This window comes from Microbacterium halotolerans (assembly GCF_003569805.1).
Lineage (GTDB): Bacteria > Actinomycetota > Actinomycetes > Actinomycetales > Microbacteriaceae > Microbacterium > Microbacterium halotolerans.
The window spans coordinates 216,960-236,223 of the sequence record NZ_KZ984053.1 but is presented as its reverse complement, the minus strand read 5'-3'; the positions used below and the strand labels follow the sequence as shown (position 1 = coordinate 236,223).

Annotated in this window: 16 protein-coding genes; 12 read left to right on the top strand and 4 right to left on the bottom strand. The window is 69.1% G+C overall.

Annotated features, from left to right (window positions below; genetic code table 11):
- Positions 1 to 9 precede the first annotated feature (9 nt).
- On the bottom strand, positions 10 to 1,005 hold the full coding sequence (locus DZG09_RS13150) for an asparaginase (RefSeq protein WP_119698206.1): 996 nt from the start codon (positions 1,003 to 1,005) through the stop codon (positions 10 to 12).
- 46 nt (positions 1,006 to 1,051) lie between these two features.
- On the opposite strand from DZG09_RS13150, the gene DZG09_RS13145 reads away from it, so the two are divergent.
- Positions 1,052 to 1,522, top strand: coding sequence for an OsmC family protein (locus DZG09_RS13145; protein WP_119698205.1), 471 nt, complete (start codon positions 1,052 to 1,054; stop codon positions 1,520 to 1,522).
- Positions 1,523 to 1,541: 19 nt separating this feature from the next.
- Here the strand turns inward: DZG09_RS13145 and DZG09_RS13140 are convergent, their stop codons facing one another.
- Positions 1,542 to 2,330 carry a lysophospholipid acyltransferase family protein gene (locus tag DZG09_RS13140; RefSeq protein ID WP_119698204.1) on the bottom strand — a complete coding sequence of 263 codons (789 nt, stop codon included), beginning with the start codon at positions 2,328 to 2,330 and terminating at the stop codon, positions 1,542 to 1,544.
- Positions 2,331 to 2,493: 163 nt separating this feature from the next.
- On the opposite strand from DZG09_RS13140, the gene DZG09_RS13135 reads away from it, so the two are divergent.
- The 4 genes from DZG09_RS13135 to DZG09_RS13120 all read left to right on the top strand — a co-directional run bounded on the left by DZG09_RS13135 (position 2,494) and on the right by DZG09_RS13120 (position 7,587).
- Positions 2,494 to 3,450 carry an FKBP-type peptidyl-prolyl cis-trans isomerase gene (locus DZG09_RS13135; RefSeq protein ID WP_119698203.1) on the top strand — a complete coding sequence of 319 codons (957 nt, stop codon included), beginning with the start codon at positions 2,494 to 2,496 and terminating at the stop codon, positions 3,448 to 3,450.
- A gap of 6 nt (positions 3,451 to 3,456) precedes the next feature.
- Positions 3,457 to 4,536, top strand: a complete 1,080-nt coding sequence (gene dxr / locus DZG09_RS13130; protein ID WP_119698202.1) for a 1-deoxy-D-xylulose-5-phosphate reductoisomerase — start codon at positions 3,457 to 3,459, stop codon at positions 4,534 to 4,536.
- Between the two features lie 191 nt (positions 4,537 to 4,727).
- Positions 4,728 to 6,299, top strand: coding sequence for a Mur ligase family protein (locus tag DZG09_RS13125; protein ID WP_119698201.1), 1,572 nt, complete (start codon positions 4,728 to 4,730; stop codon positions 6,297 to 6,299).
- A gap of 7 nt (positions 6,300 to 6,306) precedes the next feature.
- Complete coding sequence (locus DZG09_RS13120) at positions 6,307 to 7,587, top strand: M50 family metallopeptidase (RefSeq protein ID WP_119698200.1); 1,281 nt, start codon at positions 6,307 to 6,309, stop codon at positions 7,585 to 7,587.
- Between the two features lie 110 nt (positions 7,588 to 7,697).
- On the opposite strand, the gene DZG09_RS13115 is transcribed toward DZG09_RS13120, so the two are convergent.
- Entirely contained in the window at positions 7,698 to 9,623 is a 1,926-nt protein-coding gene (locus tag DZG09_RS13115; RefSeq protein WP_119698199.1) for an anthranilate synthase family protein, read from the bottom strand.
- 313 nt (positions 9,624 to 9,936) lie between these two features.
- On the opposite strand from DZG09_RS13115, the gene ispG reads away from it, so the two are divergent.
- The 3 genes from ispG (at position 9,937) to DZG09_RS13100 (ending at position 13,123) form a co-directional block, all read left to right on the top strand.
- A complete protein-coding gene (gene ispG / locus DZG09_RS13110) occupies positions 9,937 to 11,067 on the top strand; it encodes a flavodoxin-dependent (E)-4-hydroxy-3-methylbut-2-enyl-diphosphate synthase (protein WP_119698313.1) in 1,131 nt (376 codons plus the stop codon).
- Positions 11,068 to 11,216: 149 nt separating this feature from the next.
- Positions 11,217 to 12,203 (top strand): LLM class F420-dependent oxidoreductase, encoded by a 987-nt coding sequence (locus DZG09_RS13105; RefSeq protein ID WP_119698198.1) that lies wholly within the window; start codon positions 11,217 to 11,219, stop codon positions 12,201 to 12,203.
- A 134-nt stretch (positions 12,204 to 12,337) separates the two neighbouring features.
- Complete coding sequence (locus tag DZG09_RS13100) at positions 12,338 to 13,123, top strand: SGNH/GDSL hydrolase family protein (RefSeq protein ID WP_119698197.1); 786 nt, start codon at positions 12,338 to 12,340, stop codon at positions 13,121 to 13,123.
- On the opposite strand, the gene DZG09_RS16645 is transcribed toward DZG09_RS13100, so the two are convergent.
- Positions 13,120 to 13,674 (bottom strand): TetR/AcrR family transcriptional regulator, encoded by a 555-nt coding sequence (locus DZG09_RS16645; RefSeq protein WP_162893314.1) that lies wholly within the window; start codon positions 13,672 to 13,674, stop codon positions 13,120 to 13,122. The genes DZG09_RS13100 and DZG09_RS16645 overlap by 4 nt on opposite strands.
- Positions 13,675 to 13,748: 74 nt before the next feature.
- On the opposite strand from DZG09_RS16645, the gene DZG09_RS13085 reads away from it, so the two are divergent.
- From DZG09_RS13085 to DZG09_RS13070, 4 genes are all read left to right on the top strand, one after another.
- Positions 13,749 to 14,063, top strand: a complete 315-nt coding sequence (locus DZG09_RS13085; RefSeq protein ID WP_119698312.1) for a DMT family transporter — start codon at positions 13,749 to 13,751, stop codon at positions 14,061 to 14,063.
- A gap of 1 nt (position 14,064) precedes the next feature.
- Positions 14,065 to 14,430 carry a DMT family transporter gene (locus DZG09_RS13080; protein ID WP_119698195.1) on the top strand — a complete coding sequence of 122 codons (366 nt, stop codon included), beginning with the start codon at positions 14,065 to 14,067 and terminating at the stop codon, positions 14,428 to 14,430.
- 43 nt (positions 14,431 to 14,473) lie between these two features.
- The gene (locus DZG09_RS13075) at positions 14,474 to 16,327 is read left to right on the top strand and encodes a proline--tRNA ligase (protein ID WP_119698194.1); all 1,854 of its coding nucleotides are present in this window, start codon (positions 14,474 to 14,476) and stop codon (positions 16,325 to 16,327) included.
- Positions 16,328 to 16,426: 99 nt separating this feature from the next.
- Complete coding sequence (locus DZG09_RS13070) at positions 16,427 to 19,123, top strand: ExeM/NucH family extracellular endonuclease (protein ID WP_119698193.1); 2,697 nt, start codon at positions 16,427 to 16,429, stop codon at positions 19,121 to 19,123.
- Positions 19,124 to 19,264 lie beyond the last annotated feature (141 nt).

The following is a 19,264-nucleotide window of genomic DNA, read 5'->3' as shown; positions in this document are numbered from 1 at the left end:
CGCGCAGCCTCAGACCGTCGGACGGATGCGGCCGACCTCGTCATCGCCGCCGCGGACGGCGTAGAGCGGGTGCGCGGAGAGGAAGCCGGACACCGCATCGGCTGGCAGCGCGCCCGTCTTCGCCAGCAGCGACAGCGCGACGACCGAACCTGCGCGGCGAGAGCCGTCGAGGATCTTCAGCGCCACCGTCGTGCCGTCAGGGGCGACCATCACCTGCACGCCCTCTGCACCGAACTTCGAGAACACGCCGAACTGCTCGATCGCCGTGGTGTCAGGGCGTCCGGTGCCTTCGACAGCCCACGGGTTCTCCCGCACAGCGCGGATGAGGGCGCCGGATACGCGGTGCAGCGCGAACGGCGAAGTCTCGCTCGACGTGCCGATCCGCTGCATGCCGCGAGCCAGCGACGACAGCGCGACGGCGTGCACGGGTGCTCCGCATCCGTCGACGACTGTCGCGGCGATCTTCGTGCCGCCGCACAGGCGTTCGACGGCCTCGCGGATGTGCTGCTGCAGCGGATGATCGGGGGAGAGATACGAATCCGTGCTCCAGCCGTTCACCGCGCACGCGGCGAGCATCGCCGCGTGCTTGCCCGAGCAGGTCATCCGCACGCGCGACATCGGCGCGCGATCGCGGATCATCTCCTGCCTGGTCGATGAGTCGTCAGCCAGCGCTGGAGGGCAGCCGAGGTGATCCTCGGTGAGGCCCGCGTCGAGCAGCATGCTGCGCACGAGGTCGACGTGGCGGTCGGTGCCCGCATGGCTCGCCGTCGAGATCGCCAAGCGCTCGTCCTCGAACGCAGCTCCGGCCGTGGCGCACGCGATCGCCTGAAACGGCTTCATCGCCGACCGCGGAAGCACGACAGCGTCAGGGTCGCCGAGCGTCAGCGCCGCCTCACCCTCTGGCGTGAGCACGATCGCCGCGCCGGCGTGCCGGGATTCGACGAATCCGCCCCTGTCGGCGGTGGCGAGTTCGACCGAGGAGTCCACTGAGAGCGTTCCGGGCATGCTCTCCAGGATATGCCTCGCAACCCGTCCGCCATACCCTGGTGGCATGTTCCAGCGCCACAGCTACGCACTTACCGCGACCTGGACCGGCAACCGCGGCAGCGGCACGAGCGGCACCCGCGACTACGACCGCAGCGTCACGCTGAGCGTCGACGGCAAGCCCGATCTGCTCGGTTCGGCCGACAGGCCGTTCTTCGGCGACCCTGAGCGCTGGAACCCCGAGGATCTCCTCATCGCGGCTCTCGCTCAGTGCCACCTGCTGTCGTATCTGCGCGCCTGCGTGCTGCGAGGCGTCGTGGTCACCGGATACACAGACAGTGCGACCGGCCAGATCGAGCTGACCGGCGACGGCGGCCGCTTCACCCGTGTCACACTGCGCCCGAGCGTCACGGTTGCCGACGAGGGGATGATCGAGGCCGCAACGGAAGCGCATGCGGAAGCGCACGCATGGTGCTTCATCGCAGGCTCCGTCAGCTTCCCCGTCGAGTACGCGCCCACTGTCGAGGCGGACGGGTAGGGCGCAGGACGGCTGCGGCTCAGCGCCTCTCGTGCGGCAGAACGCGCTTGATCTTCTCGACGGCGCCCTGGGCAGGCAGTTCGTTGTAGGTTCCGGCCAGCTCCTGACCGGAGAGCTCGTGGATCGCCGCCATGATCTCGTCGGTGGCGTGGCGCCGTGCCTTGCCGCTGGTCGCCGGCCCGTGCTTCGACACATCGATCGGGGCGCCGAAGCGCACGACTACGCGCTCTGACAGCTTCGGCATCTTCGCGCCGACGGGCATCACCCTGTCCGTGCCGATGAGACCGATCGGCACGACGGGGGCACCGGTCTGAAGCGCAAGGAACGCGATGCCGGTGCGCCCCTTGTACAGCCGTCCGTCGCGCGACCTGGTGCCCTCTGGATGCAGCGCCACGGCTGCACCGGTTTCCAGGATCCGACGCTGCTGCTCCAACGCGTCCAGGGCGGCCTGGCCTGCGCCGCGCTCGACCGGCACAGCGCCGACCGATGTGAAGAACGTGCGGGAGAGCCATCCGGTCAGTCCCCTGCCCGTGAAGTAGTCGGACTTCGCCAGGAAGTGCACGGCACGGGGAGCCGCGGCGATCGGGATGGCGAACGAGTCGATGACGGAGAGGTGGTTGCTGGCGAGGATCACGGCGCCTTGCTTGGGCAGGTTCTCTTTGCCCTCGACGCGCGGCCGGTAGATCAGCCGCGCCAGGGGCGCGACGACGGTGCGGCCGAAATCGTAGAGCCAGCTCGGGCGATGCGGGACGCTCTCGGCCTGATCCTTAGGATCGGCGCCTTCTTCGTGCGAGCCGGTGGACGTCATCCCTCCAGCCTAATGCGGGCCTATGCTGGCCGCGGCATGCGTGACGCCCGTGGTCATCAGTGCGTCGTGACGCCGGATGTCAGCGAGCGCATGGATTCGTGCGCAAAGATGGACTGTCCCCCAACGAACGAGGTTCTCCGTGCGTATTCGATCGATTGCACTGATGTCCACCGCGGCGATCGCCGCCCTCGCCCTCGCGGGCTGCTCCGGCGAAGCCGACTCCGACCCGGACGGCGAGGGAACGAACGACAACCCGCTCTGCGCCGCCGCCGGTGCGAGCGGCAGCGACGTCGAATCGCTCGACGTCTCGGGTGAGGCGGGAGACGATGTGCCGGAGAGCCTCGATCTCGCCGAGCCGCTCGACCCCGCCGACTTCGAGCGCGCGGTCGTGACGGAGGGTGAGGGCACGCAGCTTGCGGAGGGCGACTTCTTCTCCTACGCGATCACGGCGTACGACGCGGAGACGGGGGAGCAGGTCGGTCAGGCAGGCTACGAGGACGGCGAGGTGCAGCCGCAGCAGATCTCGGCGTCGACGGTGCTCGGCCAGGTCTTCGGATGCGCGACCGTCGGCACGCGCATCGTGACCGTGTATCCGGCGTCGACCGATGAGTCCGGCCAGGAGACGTCGGCTCAGGTGCAGGTCGTCGATGTGCTGAGCACGCCCGAGAAGGCGGCATGGGGTGAGGACCAGGAGCCGGTCGACGGCATGCCCGCGGTCACCCTCGCCGATGACGGCGAGCCGAGCATCGAGATCCCCGACGGCATGGAGATCCCGGAGACGACGCAGGTCGAGACCATGAAGCTCGGCGACGGCGCGGAGGTCCTGGACGGCGACAGCGTGTACGTGCAGTACAAGGGCGTCAAGGCGAGCGACGGCGAGGAGTTCGACTCCAGCTGGAGTCGCGACGCGCTCTCGACCTTCCCGACCACCGGAGTGGTCGAGGGCTTCCAGAAGGCGCTCGTCGGCCAGACGGTCGGCTCCCAGGTGGTGGCCGTGATCCCGAAGGAGGAGGGGTACCACCAGGATGGCGGCGAAGACCACGAGCTCTACGATGAGGACCTCGTCTTCGTCGTAGACATCGTCGATGTGTTCCACCCGGCGACGCCAGCAGCCGAGTAGACGGCCATGCGGCGCATCCTGATCCTAGGATCCACCGGTTCGATCGGCACCCAGGCGCTCGACGTCATCCGGAACAGCCCCGACCGGTTCGAGATCGCCGGCCTCGCAGCGGGAAGCAACGCGGCGATGCTGCGCGAGCAGGCGGACCGGTTCGGCGTCGCACACACCGCGCTCGGCGCGCAGGCTGCCGCGCAGCTGGTGCGGGACGTCGAGGCGGACGTGGTGCTCAACGGCATCACGGGCTCCGTGGGGCTCGGCCCGACGATGGCGGCGCTCGAAGCGGGCCGCACGCTGGCGCTGGCGAACAAGGAGTCGCTGATCGTGGGCGGGCCGCTCGTGAAGCAGGCGGCGGCGCCAGGCCAGATCGTTCCCGTCGACTCCGAGCACTCCGCGATCGCTCAGGCGCTGCGGGCGGGTGCTCCGGATGAGGTGCGCAGGCTCGTCGTGACGGCATCCGGCGGCCCCTTCCGAGGTCGGAGCCGCGACGAACTCACCTCCGTCACCCCGGCTGACGCGCTGAACCACCCGACGTGGGACATGGGCCGCGTGATCACGACGAACTCCGCCACCCTGGTGAACAAGGGTCTCGAGGTGATCGAGGCGCACCTGCTGTTCGACGTGCCGCTGGCGAAGATCGACGTCGCCGTGCATCCGCAGTCGATCGTGCACTCCATGGTCGAGTTCGTCGATGGATCCACCATCGCGCAGGCGTCGCCTCCCGACATGCGGCTGCCGATCGCGCTCGGCATGGCGTGGCCCGCACGGGTGCCCGGCGTCGGCGTCCCGATCGACTGGGCGACGGCGGCGAGCTGGACCTTCGAACCCCTCGACGAAGCGGCCTTCCCCGCAGTGGCGCTAGCGAAGCGCGTCGGAGACGAAGGAGCGACCTACCCGTGCGTGTTCAACGCGGCCAACGAGCAGGCGGTCGACGCGTTCCATCAGGGTCGGCTGAGCTTTCTGGGCATCGTCGACACAGTTGCGCGCGTCGTCGAGGCCCATTCGGCCCCCGCCGAGCTGACGCTCGACACGCTCGCCGCGGCGGAGTCCTGGGCCCGCGCAGAGGCCGATCGCGCCATCGCCGGCTGATCTGCCGGCGTCCTGAGTCTCGCGTGCCGGTGCTCCGGTGCGCTCTGAAGCGATAAAAGGGTACTAGTACCCTGTTATCGCTTCGATGCGGTGGGGAGCTCGCTCGCGCGCACTCAGCGGTTCCCTCGTGTGGGCGTGCGACGATAGACGGCGTGATTGTCACGCCCCGAATCCGCCGTACGCCGCCCGTGATGCTGCGTCCGTCACGGCCCGCCCCGATCCGACTGTCCGAGCTCGCCGCCCGTATCGGCGGCACCGCGTCGGGAGCGGACGCAGAGGTGACGGGAGTCTCCGTCTCATCGAGCGACCTGGCTGCGGGCGATCTGTTCGTGGGCATCAGGGGCCTGAACCGCCACGGCGCCGAATTCGCCGCCGCTGCTGCCGAGAACGGGGCGGCCGCCGTCCTCACCGACGCCGCGGGCGCGGAGATCGCCCGCGGCGCGGGCCTGCCGATCATCGTGGTCGACGACCCCCGCGGCGCTCTCGGCGACGCAGCCATGGCCGTGTACCGCACGGCGCCGGACGACGACATCCCGCTGCTGCTGGGCACGACGGGCACCAACGGCAAGACCAGCACGACGCACCTGCTGGAGGGCATGCTGACCCAGCTCGGTGTCGTGGCAGGCGCCTCGACCTCCGCCGAGCGGGTCGTCGCCGGCGAGCGCGTGGTCGCCGGGCTCACCAGCCCGGAGGCGAGCGAGTTCCACGCCATGATCGCCAGGATGCGCGAGCGCGAGGTCGAGGCGTTCGCGGTCGAGGTCAGCGCCCAGGCCGTCACCCGTCGCCGCGTCGAGGGCGTGAAGTGGGACGTGATGGGGTTCACCAATCTCACCCACGAGCACTTCGACGACTACGGCGACATGGAGACCTACTACCGAGCGAAGGCGCCGCTGTTCTCCTCGGCGCGCAGCCGCCGCGCCGTCGTCTCGCTCGACTCCGTGCTCGGCGGCCGCATCGCGGATGAGGCGGACATTCCGGTCACCACGATCGCGACGCGCGGCATCGCCGCCGATGACGCCTTCGAGCGCGCCGACTGGACGGTCGAGGTCACCTTCGAGGCGCAGAGCGGCACCGGCTTCCAGCTCACCGGGCCCGACGGCAGGACCCTGGCGACCACCGTGCCCGTGATCGGCGCGCACATGGCGGCGAACGCAGGGCTCGGCATCGTGATGATGCACGAGGCGGGCTTCGACTGGGAGCGCATCTCGGAGGCGCTCGCAGGAGAGATCAGGGCGTGGGTGCCCGGCCGCACGCAGCTCGTGTCGGGTCCGGAGGGGCCAGCGGTCTACGTCGACTTCGGGCACACGCCTGACGCGTTCGAGAAGACGCTCGCCGCGGTGCGGCGCGTCACGCCGGGGCGCGTGCTGATGCTGTTCGGTGCGGACGGCGACCGCGACACCACCAAGCGGTTCGATATGTCGCGCACGGCCGTAGAGGGAAGCGACGTGACGGTCATCACCGATCACCATCCGCGCTTCGAGAACGCCCAGTCCATCCGGAAGGTCCTGATGGAAGCAGCGCACGAGGTCGACCCCGACCATGAGGTGCACGAGGTGTCGCCGCCCGAGGCCGCGATCGTCAAGGCCGTCTCGTTGGTCGGCGCCGGCGACGCGATCCTGTGGGCAGGGCCCGGTCACCAGAACTATCGCGACATCGAGGGCACGCAGTGGGCGTACTCGGCCCGCGAGCTCTCCCGACGCGCGCTCGTCGAGGCCGGATGGCCCGCAGGCGAGCGCACCTGGACCAACCCCTACGGCGACTGAGGCAGCTATGACCGTTCTCGCCTTCATCGTCGGCGTCGTCGTGGTCGTTCTGGGCCTCGGCGTCTCGATCGCGCTGCATGAGATCGGGCATCTCGTGCCGGCGAAGAAGTTCGGCGTGCGCGTCGGACAGTACATGGTCGGCATGGGGCCGACGGTGTGGTCCAAGCGCGTGGGCGAGACGGAGTACGGCGTCAAGTGGCTGCCGATCGGCGGCTACATCTCGATGGCGGGCATGTACCCGTCGGGTGACGGCAAGCCTGCCAGGGGCGTCTTCAAGACGCTCGTGCAGGATGCGCAGGACGCCAACGAGGAGACGCGCGAGGGCGTCGACGATTCACGCACCTTCTCGGCGCTGCCGACGTGGAAGCGCGTGATCATCATGCTCGGCGGCCCCGTGATGAACCTCGTCATCGCCATCGTGCTGTTCACCGTCGTCGTCAGCGGCATCGGCATTCCGCAGAACACGTCCACCGTGGCGAGCGTGTCGCAGTGCGTGCTGCCTGCGGGCACGGACAAGACGGAGTGCGCCACCGACGACCCTGCGTCACCGGCGGCCGCGGCCGGGCTGATGCCGGGCGACACCATCGTGGCGGTCGACGGCACCGCGGTGAGCGACTTCCAGGCGGCGTCCGAGATCATCAGGGCGCATCCGAACGACACGATCTCCGTGGTCGTCGAGCGCGACGGTGCCGAAGAGACGCTCACCATGACCCCGGTGCTGGCCACCAATCAGTACGTCGACGCCGACGGCGAGCTCGTCACCGACGAGGTCGGATTCGCCGGGTTCGGCCCGACGCAGGAGCGCGTGCGTCAGCCCGCGTGGGTCGGAACGCAGCAGGTGTTCGGGCAGATGGGAGCCGTCGCCGGGATCATCTCGCAGCTGCCGCAGCGCATCTGGCAGACCGGCGTCGACATGTTCACCGGCCAGGAACGCGACCCGAACGGGCCGATCAGCGTGATCGGCGTCGGTCGGCTCGCCGGCGAGGTCGCCTCGACCGAAGCGCCGATCCTCGACAGGACGGTGGCGATGATCCAGCTGGTCGGCTCCGTGAACATCGCGCTGTTCGCGTTCAACATGCTCCCGCTTCTCCCGCTCGACGGCGGCCATATCGTCGTGGCGCTGTGGGACGCGATCAAGCGCGGCTGGGCTAAGCTGCGCCGCAGGCCGAGGCCGAGGCCCGCCGACGCCTCGCGCCTGGTGCCGCTGACCCTCGTCGTCGTGGTGCTGATGATCGGAATGAGCGCCGTGCTGTTCGCGGCAGACATCTTCAATCCCGTGACGCTGTAGTCGCGCTCGCATACCCGGGCTATCTCTTCATTTCTGGCACATCTCCGGTGGGCTGCCCACCCGGAGATGTGCCAGAAATGAAGAATCGTGCTGCCGTGGTCGACGGACGGCTACGCCAGGGCGTGGGTGACGAGGCGGCGGAGGGTCGTCATGCCGTCTCGGGAGAGGATCGACTCGAGGTGGCCCTGGACGCCGGCCAGCTTCGGGCCGCGCAGAGCGTAGACGTCGCCCGTGGCGGGGTCTGCGGCGATCTCGACGGCGCCGATCCTGGCGGTGCCTGGCTCCACCCGCGCGGTGAATGTGTTGTAGAAGCCGATTGAGGCGCGCTCGCCGAAGACATCGACGGTCTTCTGCACGCCCTGATGCGGCTGCGCCAAGGGAGCCAGATCGATGCCGAGGAGGTCGGCGAGCACCTGGTGGCTCAGGCAGACCGATACCAGCGGCTTGCCCGCGTCGATGCGACGGGCGACCACGTCGCGCATCCGGGCGATGCGCGGATTCGCCTCGTCGCGCGGGTCGCCGGGGCCGGGGCCGGCGACGAGCAGTTCGGCGGCGTCGATCTCGGCATCCGTCACCTGTGACCAGTGCACGATGCGCGCGTCGAGGCCGAGATGGCCCAGCTGGTGGGTGAGCATCGTGGTGAAGCGGTCCTCGGCATCGACGACGATCGCACTGCGACCGCTGAACGGGCCGTCGTCGTCGCTCTGCTCCTCGAGCCAGAACGGGGCGAGGCGCGCATTGCGCGATGCCAGCAGCCCGGCGATGTGCGGGTCGTCACCGAGCCGCTTCGGGGTCGGCGCAGGGCCGGTCACCGGCTGGTCGGGGTCCGCGACCCGCGTTGCGCGGGGAACGGCACCGATCGCCCCGAGCACTCCCGCGGCCTTGCCGTGCGTCTCGCTGACCTCGCCGTAGGGGTCGGAATGGCGCACGAGCGTGGCGCCGACCGGCACACGGAGCCTGCCACGGTCGAGGTGGGCCGTTCTGATCAGAATGGGGGCGTCGAGGCCGTGGCCGCCGGAGCCGTCCGGGGTGAACAGCGCCGCCACGCCGGAATAGTACCCGCGCGGGGTCGTCTCGTGGCGCCGGATGACGGTGCAGGCGTTCTGCATCGGAGAGCCGGTCACCGTCGGAGCGAACATGGTCTCGCGCAGGATGCCGCGGGGGTCCATCCGGCTCGTGCCGCGCAGCATGTACTCGGTGTGCGTGAGCCGCGACATCTCCTTCAGGTGCGGCCCGGTGATCCGGCCGCCGTCCGAGCACACGGCGCTCATCATCTTGAGCTCCTCGTCGACGACCATGAAGAGCTCCTCGGTCTCCTTGGCGTCGGTGAGGAAGGCGGAGAGCGTTTCGATGGTCGCGCCGCCGTCCGGATGGCGGAAGGTGCCGGAGATCGGATTCATCGTCACCGTCGACGAGCCGTCGCCGAGCGAATCCGCGACGACGTGCGCCTCGGGGCTCGCGCCGACCAGGATCCGGTCGCCCGCGGCGATCGCGAACGTCCAGTAGGCGCCGCGCTCGTGCTCCAGCAGCGCGCGGAACCATGTGAGCATCGCCGTGCGCTCGTCCGCGTCGATCTGCGCGACGTAGTCGCGGCGGATCACGAAGTTGGCGCCCTCGCCTCGGCCGATCTCGTCGGAGATCACCCGGCGCACGATGGACGCGTAGTCCTCGTCCGCGACATCGAAGCCCGCGTCCGTCAGCGGGACGGTCGCGCTCGGCAGCGCGGCGAGCACGTCGCCGACCGGCACACGGGTGTGCTCGTCGACGACGAGGCAGCGCAGGGGAGTGTCCTCGGGCTCTGCCTCGAAGCCGCGCTCGCGCACCTGCTGGTACGGCACCAGCGCGAGCACCTCGCGGGCGGTTCCCGCCGCATCGGTGAGTGGGATCTCCGCAAGGAGGTCGACGTCGACGGTGTCGCCGGTGAGCACCTCGACGTGCGTCGCCGGACCGTCGCCGCCGCGCGCGATCAGTGCGAACGAGGAGTCAGGGTCAGCGGCAAGGCGAAGAATCGTCTCGGCGGTGTCGTCAGCAGCCATGGGGAACTCACTTCTTCGAATCCTCTGGCGGGCGCCTGTCGCAGAACGACCGCCGGAGCGGGGCGGTCGTTTTCGTGCTCGCGAAGTCGGCCGCCGTCAGGCGAGCCACCACTGGTTCATCGTCGCGTGCACGCTGTCAACCTATACGCGCGGACCGTCGCCTGCCAAACCGCCGACCTCCCGTGCGGTCCTCAGATGACAGGAAGTGCTCCTCCGAAGGCGCAGAAAGGGTGATCGTCGTCATCTGAACCGCTGACAGCCTTCCTGCACCCAGGAGTCGTAGGCTGTGGGTGTGCCAGCTGTGAACCTCGGAATGCCCTCCGCACCGAACGTCCTCGCGCCGCGCCGTACGTCGCGGCAGATCAATGTGGGCAAGGTGAAGGTCGGCGGCGATGCGCCCGTCTCGGTGCAGTCGATGACCACGACCAAGACGCACGACATCAACGCGACGCTGCAGCAGATCGCCGAGCTGACGGCATCCGGATGTGAGATCGTGCGCGTCGCGTGCCCGACCGACAAGGATGCCGAGGCGCTCAAGATCATCGCGATGAAGAGCCAGATCCCGGTCATCGCCGACATCCACTTCCAGCCGAAGTACGTCTTCGAGGCGATCGACGCCGGCTGCGGCGCCGTGCGCGTCAATCCCGGCAACATCCGCAAGTTCGACGACCGCGTCGGCGAGATCGCGAAGGCGGCGAAGGACGCCGGTGTCAGTCTGCGCATCGGTGTGAATGCCGGATCGCTCGACCGGCGGCTGCTGGAGAAGTACGGCAAGGCCACGCCTGAGGCGCTCGCCGAGTCGGCGGTCTGGGAGGCGAGTCTGTTCGAGGAACACGATTTCCACGACTTCAAGATCTCGGTCAAGCACAACGATCCGGTCGTGATGGTGAAGGCGTACCGCCTGCTCGCCGAGCGCGGCGACTGGCCGCTGCACCTCGGCGTCACCGAGGCCGGGCCGGCGTTCCAGGGCACGATCAAGTCGGCGACCGCGTTCGGCATCCTGCTCAGCGAGGGCATCGGCGACACCATCCGGGTCTCGCTGTCCGCGCCTCCCGCCGAGGAGGTCAAGGTCGGCCACCAGATACTGCAGTCGCTGAACCTGCGCGAGCGCACGCTCGAGATCGTCTCCTGCCCGTCATGCGGTCGCGCCCAGGTCGACGTGTACTCGCTCGCCGACAGCGTGACCGAGGGGCTCAAGGACATGACAGTGCCGCTGCGCGTGGCCGTGATGGGCTGCGTCGTGAACGGGCCGGGCGAGGCGCGTGACGCCGACCTCGGCGTGGCCAGCGGAAACGGCAAGGGCCAGATCTTCGTCAAGGGCGAGGTCGTCAAGACCGTGCCGGAAGCGGACATCGTCGAGACCCTGATCCAGGAGGCGAACCGCATCGCCGACGAGATGGGACCGGATGCCGCCCTCGGCACGGCGCAGGTCGTCACGTCCTGAGGCAGCGGCGATTCCGCCGTCGGATCACCCGGATGAGGTCTCCTCCGAATAGGCGGCCGTGATCATCTGCGTCCGTACTCCCTGATCGCACGATGAACATCCGATGTCGATGGGCGACCGGCGCGTCGCCGCGGTCGTATGCTGGCCGCATGAGATTCGGCGCATTCATTCCGCAGGGCTGGCGCTTCGACCTGGTCGGCATCGACCCCGCTGAGCACTGGCAGACGATGCGGCAACTCGTGCAGCGGGCCGACGCGGGGCCGTGGGAATCGGTCTGGGTCTATGATCACTTCCACACGATGCCCGTGCCCAGCCACGAGGCCACGCATGAGGCCTGGACCCTGATGTCCGCCTTCGCCGCGTCGACGAGCCGGGTGCGCCTCGGCCAGATGTGCACCTGCATGGGGTACCGCAACCCCGTGCACCTCGCCAAGGTGGCCGCGACCGTCGACCACGTGTCCGGCGGCCGCGTCGAGATGGGCATCGGAGGCGGATGGTACGAGCACGAGTGGCGCGCGTACGGATACGGGTTCCCCGAGGTGCCGGAGCGGCTCCGGATGCTGCGCGAGGGCGTTGACATCATGCAGCAGGCGTGGCTGACGGGTTCGGCCACCCTCGACGGCCGTCACTTCAGCGTCGACGGCGCGATCGTAAGGCCGCTGCCGGTTCAGGACGGCGGCATTCCGCTCTGGGTCGCGGGCGGCGGCGAGAAGGTGACGCTGAAGATCGCGGCGCAGTACGCCTCGTACACGAACTTCCACGGCGACCTCGACACGTTCCGCCGCAAGAGCGAGGTGCTGCGCGGGCACACGGACCGCCTCGGCCGCGACTTCGCAGAGATCACCAGGTCGGCGAACTTCAACACCGTGATCGGTGAGACCGATGCCGAGGTCGAGGACCGGCTGCGAGCGATCGAAGCGCGCCTCGCCCCGCACCTCGGCGACGAGCTCGAAGGAGCCATGGCGCAGTACCGACTGCCTGGCGCACTCGTCGGCACGCCGGAGCAGGTGGCGGAGAAGCTTGCCACGTACGCGGACGCGGGGTTGGGCTACGCCATCCACTACTTCCCGGAGGCGGCCTACGACCGCTCGGGCGTCGAGCTGTTCGAGCGCCGGGTGATACCAGCACTGGGCTGAGGGGCGAGCGCGCCCTTGTGCGCGGCGGACTGCGTGTGAACGACGACGAGGACTTCGTCGATGACGAGGGGGTCTCTCGGTGAAGGCCGGGGCGCGTTCACGCGCGGTTCACGCGGGTGATGTCTCATCCGACTATGAGCCGTGCACGTCGCGTCGTGATCGCCTCGGTCGCCACCGGTGCGGCGGCCCTCGCCGGGTGGGCGGCGCGGTCGCTGCTGATGCGCCAGGCCGCCGTCGCGCGCGAGCGGATCGGCAAGCCGCTCGGCGAGGACTCGATCCCAGCCGACCGTGTGTGGAGCCGCAAACTCGGCGGCGAGCCGATCGAGCTGCTCGTGCTGGGCGACTCGCTCGCTGCGGGCCTCGGTGTCGGGCATCGCAAACAGACCCTCGGCGGGCGGATGGCGAAGGGGCTTGCCCGCCGGATGTCGCAGCCGGTCAGGCTGAGCACGGCAGCGGTCGTCGGCTCGGAATCGAACGCGCTGGAAGGACAGATCGACGCGCTTCCCGGTGACTACCGGCCGGATGTCGCGGTCATCATCGTCGGCGGCAACGACGTCACGCATCTCATCTATCCTGCCGTGGCCGCTGGTCAGCTGGACCGCGCCATCCGGCGCCTGCGCGGGCTCGGCGCGGGCGTCGTGGTCGGGACCTGCCCCGATCTCGGCGCGATTCGGCCGGTGCCGCAGCCGCTGCGCGGCATCATGTCACGGATGTCGCAGCACATGGCGATCGCCCAGACGAGGGCCGCCCGGCAAGCGGGCGCCGTTCCCGTGAGCCTGCGGAAAGCGCTGAGGACGGCGTTCCGCGAGGACCCGGACGGCATGTTCAGCCTCGACAGATTCCACCCCAGCGCCGCCGGCTACCGCCGCACGGCCGAGGCGCTCCTGCCCGCGGTCGAACAGGCGGTGCGACGGAGCTAGGGCAGCCAATGATCGAGGGCGGCGGTCGCCCAGGCGGTCTGCTCATCCGGTTCCTGCACGATGAGGTGCAGGGCGAGGCCGTCGATCATCGCGTGCAGCGCGTCGACATCGCGGGAGTCGGTGAGGCCGATGGCGGCGGCGGCACGGGCGCACACGGCGCGGCACTCGCCGTCGAGGGTGCGTCGGAGGGGCTGCAGCGCCGGATCGGCCTTCACCGCCACACCGAGCGCGATGGTGACGCTCATCTCGGTGCGGCGCTCGTCGTCGAGCGGAAGCAGCTCGAGCAGTGCCGCTCTCGCCCACGCGCGCGCGTGCACGTCCGTCGGGAGTGACTCGATTCTCGCGCGGATTCGCTCGCCCGCTGCCGTGATCGCACGAGCGCGTACGGACGCCTGCGTGGGGAAGAGGTAGCGCAGCGAACTCGGCGCGATGCCGGCCTCGGCCGCGACCCGGCGCACGGACAGGGCAGCGACGCCCTCGGTTTCGATCACTCGCCACGCGGCAGCGACGACCGCGCGATCGCGCTCGTCCTGGTCCAGCATCCTCGGCATGGCTCCCATAGTCGCACAGTCGTGCGGGAACGTGCTACCCTTTCTCGCACAGTCGTACGAGAAAGGTGGCGATGATGGCGTGGGCCGTGTTGATCGCATCGGGCATGCTCGAGGCCGTATGGGCCACGGCGCTCGGGGCGTCGAAGGGCTTCAAGAAGGTGCGGCCGACGGCCGTGTTCTTCGTCGCGCTGGTCGCCAGCATGGCGGGTCTCGCATTCGCGATGAGAACACTGCCGACGGGCACGTCGTACGCGGTGTGGGTCGGAATCGGCGCGGTGCTGACCGTGGTGCTCGCGGCGGTGCGCAGGCAGGAGAGGCTCTCGATCATCCGAGCCGCCCTCCTCGTGCTGCTGGTCGGCAGCGTGATCGGGCTGAAGGCGGTGAGCTGAGGTGGCATGGATCGTGCTGCTGGTCAGCGCCGTGCTGGAGGCGGTGTGGGCGACTGCGCTCGGCGACAGCGACGGATTCTCGCGGCCCGCTGCGACGACCGTGTTCCTCGTCGCACTCACGCTCAGCATGCTCGGCCTCGGCTGGGCGACGAAGACGATCCCGATCGGCACGGCATACGCCGTGTGGACGGGCACCGGAGCAGCGCTCACCGTGGCGTACGCCATGGCGACAGGGGCCGAACCGATCACGTTCCTGCGTGTGCTGTTCATCGCAGGCATCGTCGGAGCTGTGATCGGGTTGAAGCTCGTGCCTGCCCGGCCGGCCCGCGGCGGTTCGCCCGCCCCGAACAACGCCGATCGGCTCTGACCGGCGACGCACTCCCGGCGTACCCAGCGCATAGACTCGTCTCGTGGTCACTCGTCTCTCTCAGCTCTTCGTCCGCACGCTCCGTGAGGATCCCGCCGACGCCGAAGTGCGCAGCCATCGGCTGCTCGTGCGCGCCGGGTACATCCGGCGCCAGGCCCCAGGGATCTTCGCCTGGCTGCCGCTGGGTCTGCGTGTGAAGACGAAGCTCGAGCAGATCGTGCGCGAGGAGATGGCCGCCGCCGGTGCTCAGGAGGTGCACTTCCCCGCGATGATGCCGCGCGAGCCGTACGAGGTGACGGGCCGCTGGGAGGAGTACGGCGATGCGCTTCTCCGGTTGAAGGACCGGCACGGCGCCGACTATCTGCTCGCGCCGACGCACGAGGAGGCCTTCACGCTGCTGGTGAAGGACCTGTTCTCGTCCTACAAGGATCTGCCGCTGACGATCTATCAGATCCAGGACAAGTACCGCGACGAGGCTCGCCCGCGCGCCGGTCTGCTGCGCGGCCGCGAGTTCACGATGAAGGACGCCTACTCCTTCGACGTCGACGATGCAGGGCTCGACGACAGCTACGACGCCCAGCGCGCAGCCTACGAGCGCATCTTCCGGCGGCTCGGCGTCGAGTACGCGATCGTCAAGGCAGATGCGGGCGCCATGGGCGGCTCGCGCAGCGAGGAGTTCCTGCACCCGACGGCCGTCGGCGAGGACACCTTCGTGCGCAGCGAGGGCGGATACGCGGCGAACGTCGAGGCGTTCGAGACGGTGGCGCCCGAGCCGGTGCCGTACGACGGACTGCCTGAGCCCCAGCTGCTGCCGGAGGCCGACACCCCGACGATCGACACCCTGGTCGATCACCTGAACGCGACCTCGCCCCGGGGCGACGGTCGCGCTTGGCGGGCGGCCGACACTCTCAAGAACGTCGTGCTGGCGCTGACGTGGACCGAACCGGGCGACGGCAAGGACACCGAGCCGATCCGCAGGACGAAGCTCGTCGTCGTCGGCATCCCCGGCGACCGCGCCGTGGACATGAAGCGCGCCGAGGTCGCCTTCGCCGGCTATGAGGTGGAGATGGCCGGCGATGAGCAGCTGAAGAAGACGAAGGCGCTGCTCGGTCCTGAGCTCATTCCCGGCTACATCGGGCCGGTGGGGAGCAACCACGCCAGCGGCAAGGAGGGACAGCAGCTCGGCCTCGGCGATCGCGTAGTGGAGGAGAACGCCGAAGCCCGCATCGAGTACCTGCTCGACCCGCGCGTCGCCGACGGAACCTCTTGGGCGACCGGAGCGAACCAGAAGGGCATGCACGTCGCCCACCTGGTCGCAGGGCGGGACTTCGTCGGGGACGGCGTCGCCGAGATCGCGGAGGTCCGCGACGGCGACCCTGCACCGGACGGCTCGGGACCGGTGACGCTCGCCCGCGGTATGGAGGTCGGCCACATCTTCCAGCTCGGCCGGAAGTACGCCGAGTCGCTCGGACTGAAGGTGCTCGACGAGAACGGCAAGCTCGTCACCGTGACCATGGGGTCGTACGGCATCGGGGTCACTCGAGTGCTCGCGCTGATCGCGGAGCTGTTCAGCGACGACAAGGGTCTGATCTGGCCGGAGTCGATCGCGCCGTACGACATCCACGTCGTCGCGACGGGCAAGGGCAGCGAGCCGTTCGAACTCGCGGAGAGCGTGGCCGGGCAGCTCGAGGCAGCGGGCTTCGACGTGCTCTACGACGACAGGCCGAAGGCATCGCCCGGTGTGAAGTTCGGCGATGCCGAGCTCCTCGGCGTGCCTCAGCTTCTTGTCGTCGGCCGCGGGGCGGCTGACGGCGACGTCGAGCTGTGGGATCGTCGATCCGGTGAGCGCGAGACGCTGCCAGCGGCCGAAGCCGTCGCCCGCCTCGCTGCGCGGTAGCACCGGCCGGAGTTTCCCTGCTGGACACCTCGTGGCCAGCAGGTCGAAATACCGCACTGCGACTCTGAAGGCTCCACCCGAGACTTCCGAGGGAATCCCATGTCAACAACTCCGCACGGCCATCGAATCGCGGCCGCAGCATCCGGGCTGGCGCTCGCCGCGTCGGCACTCGTTCTCGTCCCGTCCGCCGCGACGGCGTCGCCCGAGGGCGACGCGCTCGTCATCAGCGAGGTCTACGGAGGCGGCGGGAACTCCGGCGCCCCCGTGACCCACGACTTCGTCGAGCTGTACAACCCGACCGGCGACCCCATCGACCTCGGCGGTTACACGGTTCAGTACCGCTCGTCGAGCGGAGGTGTCGGCGGCGCTGCCGAGCTGAGCGGCGCGCTTGCATCCGGAGCGCACTTCCTGCTGCAGGCCGCACCCGGATCGAACGGCGATGCCGAGTCGCTTCCGGCCCCGGATGCCATGGCGGAGGGGATGGCGATGTCGAGCTCGAACGGGCGAGTGTTCCTGTTCGAGACCGATTCGGCCTTCGACAGCTCGGTCGCCGGAGACCGTGCCGGTGCGGATGGACTGGTCGACATGGTCGGCTACGGCTCAGCCGCGAGCTACGAGGGAGCGGCGACCGCTTCGCTCAGCAACACCACGAGCGCTTCGCGCGACGAAGCAGGCACGGACACGGATGACAACTCCACCGACTTCACCGTGGGCGGCCCGACGCCGACCAACTCCGCAGGCGAGACAACGGGCGACGGATCGCCGGACGAACCGCAGGAGCCCGTCGAGCATGGCGACGCGGTCACCATCGCTGTCGCGAACGGGTCGGTCGGCGAGACCGTCACCGTCGACGGCGTCGTCACTGCCGACTACCGCGACGGCGGCTTCAACGGCTTCACGATCCAGGATCCTGCAGGCGACCCGGATGACGGCGTCTCCGATGCGATCTTCGTCTGGGGCGACTCGGCCCGCGCCGAGATCGGACAGAGCGTGCGCGTGACCGGTGACGTGAGCGTGTACAACGGCCTCACCGAGATCACGGCCGACCTCGTCACGGTGCACGAGGTGGGCCTCGGGGAGGTCGCCCCGATCACCTCGTGGGACGTCATCGCCACCGATGAGGACAAGCAGGCGCACCAGAGCGAACTCGTGCAGATCGACGGCTTCACCGTCACGGACAACTACGACGCGAACTTCTACGGTTCGTTCGGGCTTGCATACGGCGACGAGCCGCTGCGCCAGCCGACCGACCACGTCGACCCGCACGACGGCGAGGCGATCGCCGCTGCCGAGGCGGAGAACGCGGCGAAGTTCATCAAACTCGACGACGGCCGCAGCACGAACTTCAGCAGTCAGCAGGACGTGCCGCTGTCCTACCTGACGCCGGAGACGCCCGTGCGCGTGGGAGCCTCGGTGACCATGAACGAGCCGTTCGTGCTCGACTACCGCTACGACAGCTGGAACCTCCAGCCGACGATGCCGGTGAACGGCGCGTCCGAGGCCGTGACCTTCAGCGATGAGCGCGCGGCGAACGCCGCTCCTGAGGAGGTCGGAGGCGACATCACGCTGGCGACCTTCAACGTGCTCAACTACTTCCCGACCACTGGGGAGGAGTTCGAAGCCGCGGGGCTCGGCGACTGCTCGTTCTACACCGACCGCGAAGACAACCTGATCGCCAACAATCGCTGCGAACCGGACGGACCGCGCGGCGCGGCGAACGAGGAGAATCTCGAGCGTCAGCAGACGAAGATCGTGAACGCGATCAGCGACCTCGACGCATCCGTCGTGTCGCTGGAGGAGATCGAGAACTCCGCCCACTACGAGAAGGACCGCGACTTCGCGGTGGCCGCACTCGTGGATGCCCTCAACGCGCAGGAGGGCGCCGGCGTCTGGGACTACGCGGAGAGCCCAGACGATCTCCCCGTGAGCGAGGACGTCATCCGGAACGCATTCATCTTCCGGACGGCGGATGTCGAGCTCGTCGGTGAATCGCACATCCTCGCCGACGATCCGGCGTTCGAGAACGCCCGCGAGCCGCTCGTGCAGGCGTTCGCACCTGTGGGCGGCGACGACGATGACGCGTTCCTCGTGGCGACGAATCACTTCAAGTCGAAGCGGTCGGGAACCGATGACGGCACGGGACAGGGCAACGCGAACCCCGAGCGGATCGCGCAGGCGGAGGCCGTGGTCGAGTTCGCGGAGGATCAGGGTGATGCGGCGGGCGTCGATGCAGTCTTCATCGCGGGTGATTTCAACGCATACGCCGCTGAGGACCCTGCGCGCACGATCGAAGCCGCGGGCTACACGAACCTCAACTACGCGCTGAACGGCGGTGAGGCCACCTACAACTTCGACGGGCTCGAGGGGTCGCTCGACCATGTGTTCGCGAACGGGGCGGCTCTGGAGATGGTCACAGGCGTCGACGTGTGGCAGATCAACGCCCAGGAGCAGATCGGCTTCGAGTACAGCCGCTACAACTACAACGCCACGCTGCTGTACGACGAGAGCGTCTTCCGCGCCAGCGACCACAACCCGATCCTCGTGGGGCTGCAGGCGCAGGGCGTCGAAGAGCCGACCGACCCCGAGGAGCCGGGCACGGGGGAGCCGACCGATCCTGAGGGGCCGGACACGGACGGATCGGGCACGGATGCTCCGGTGCCGGACGATGGTCAGGCAGCTGACGACGAGGCTCTCGCCGTGACGGGCAGCGAGGTCGCCTGGGGCGTCGCGGCTGCGGCAGCTCTGCTGATCGTCGGTGGAATCACGCTGAGCATCATGCGTCGCCGGCAGGTGTAGGTCATGAAGAAGCGGCGGGACCGATCCACGGATCGGTCCCGCCGCTTCGCGTGCGCCGCGCAACGCGCCGACGCGTGCAGGAGAAGGGCGTCTCCCAGCGATCTTCGGTAACGTGGAGCGACCGGCAGGCGCGACGCCGCG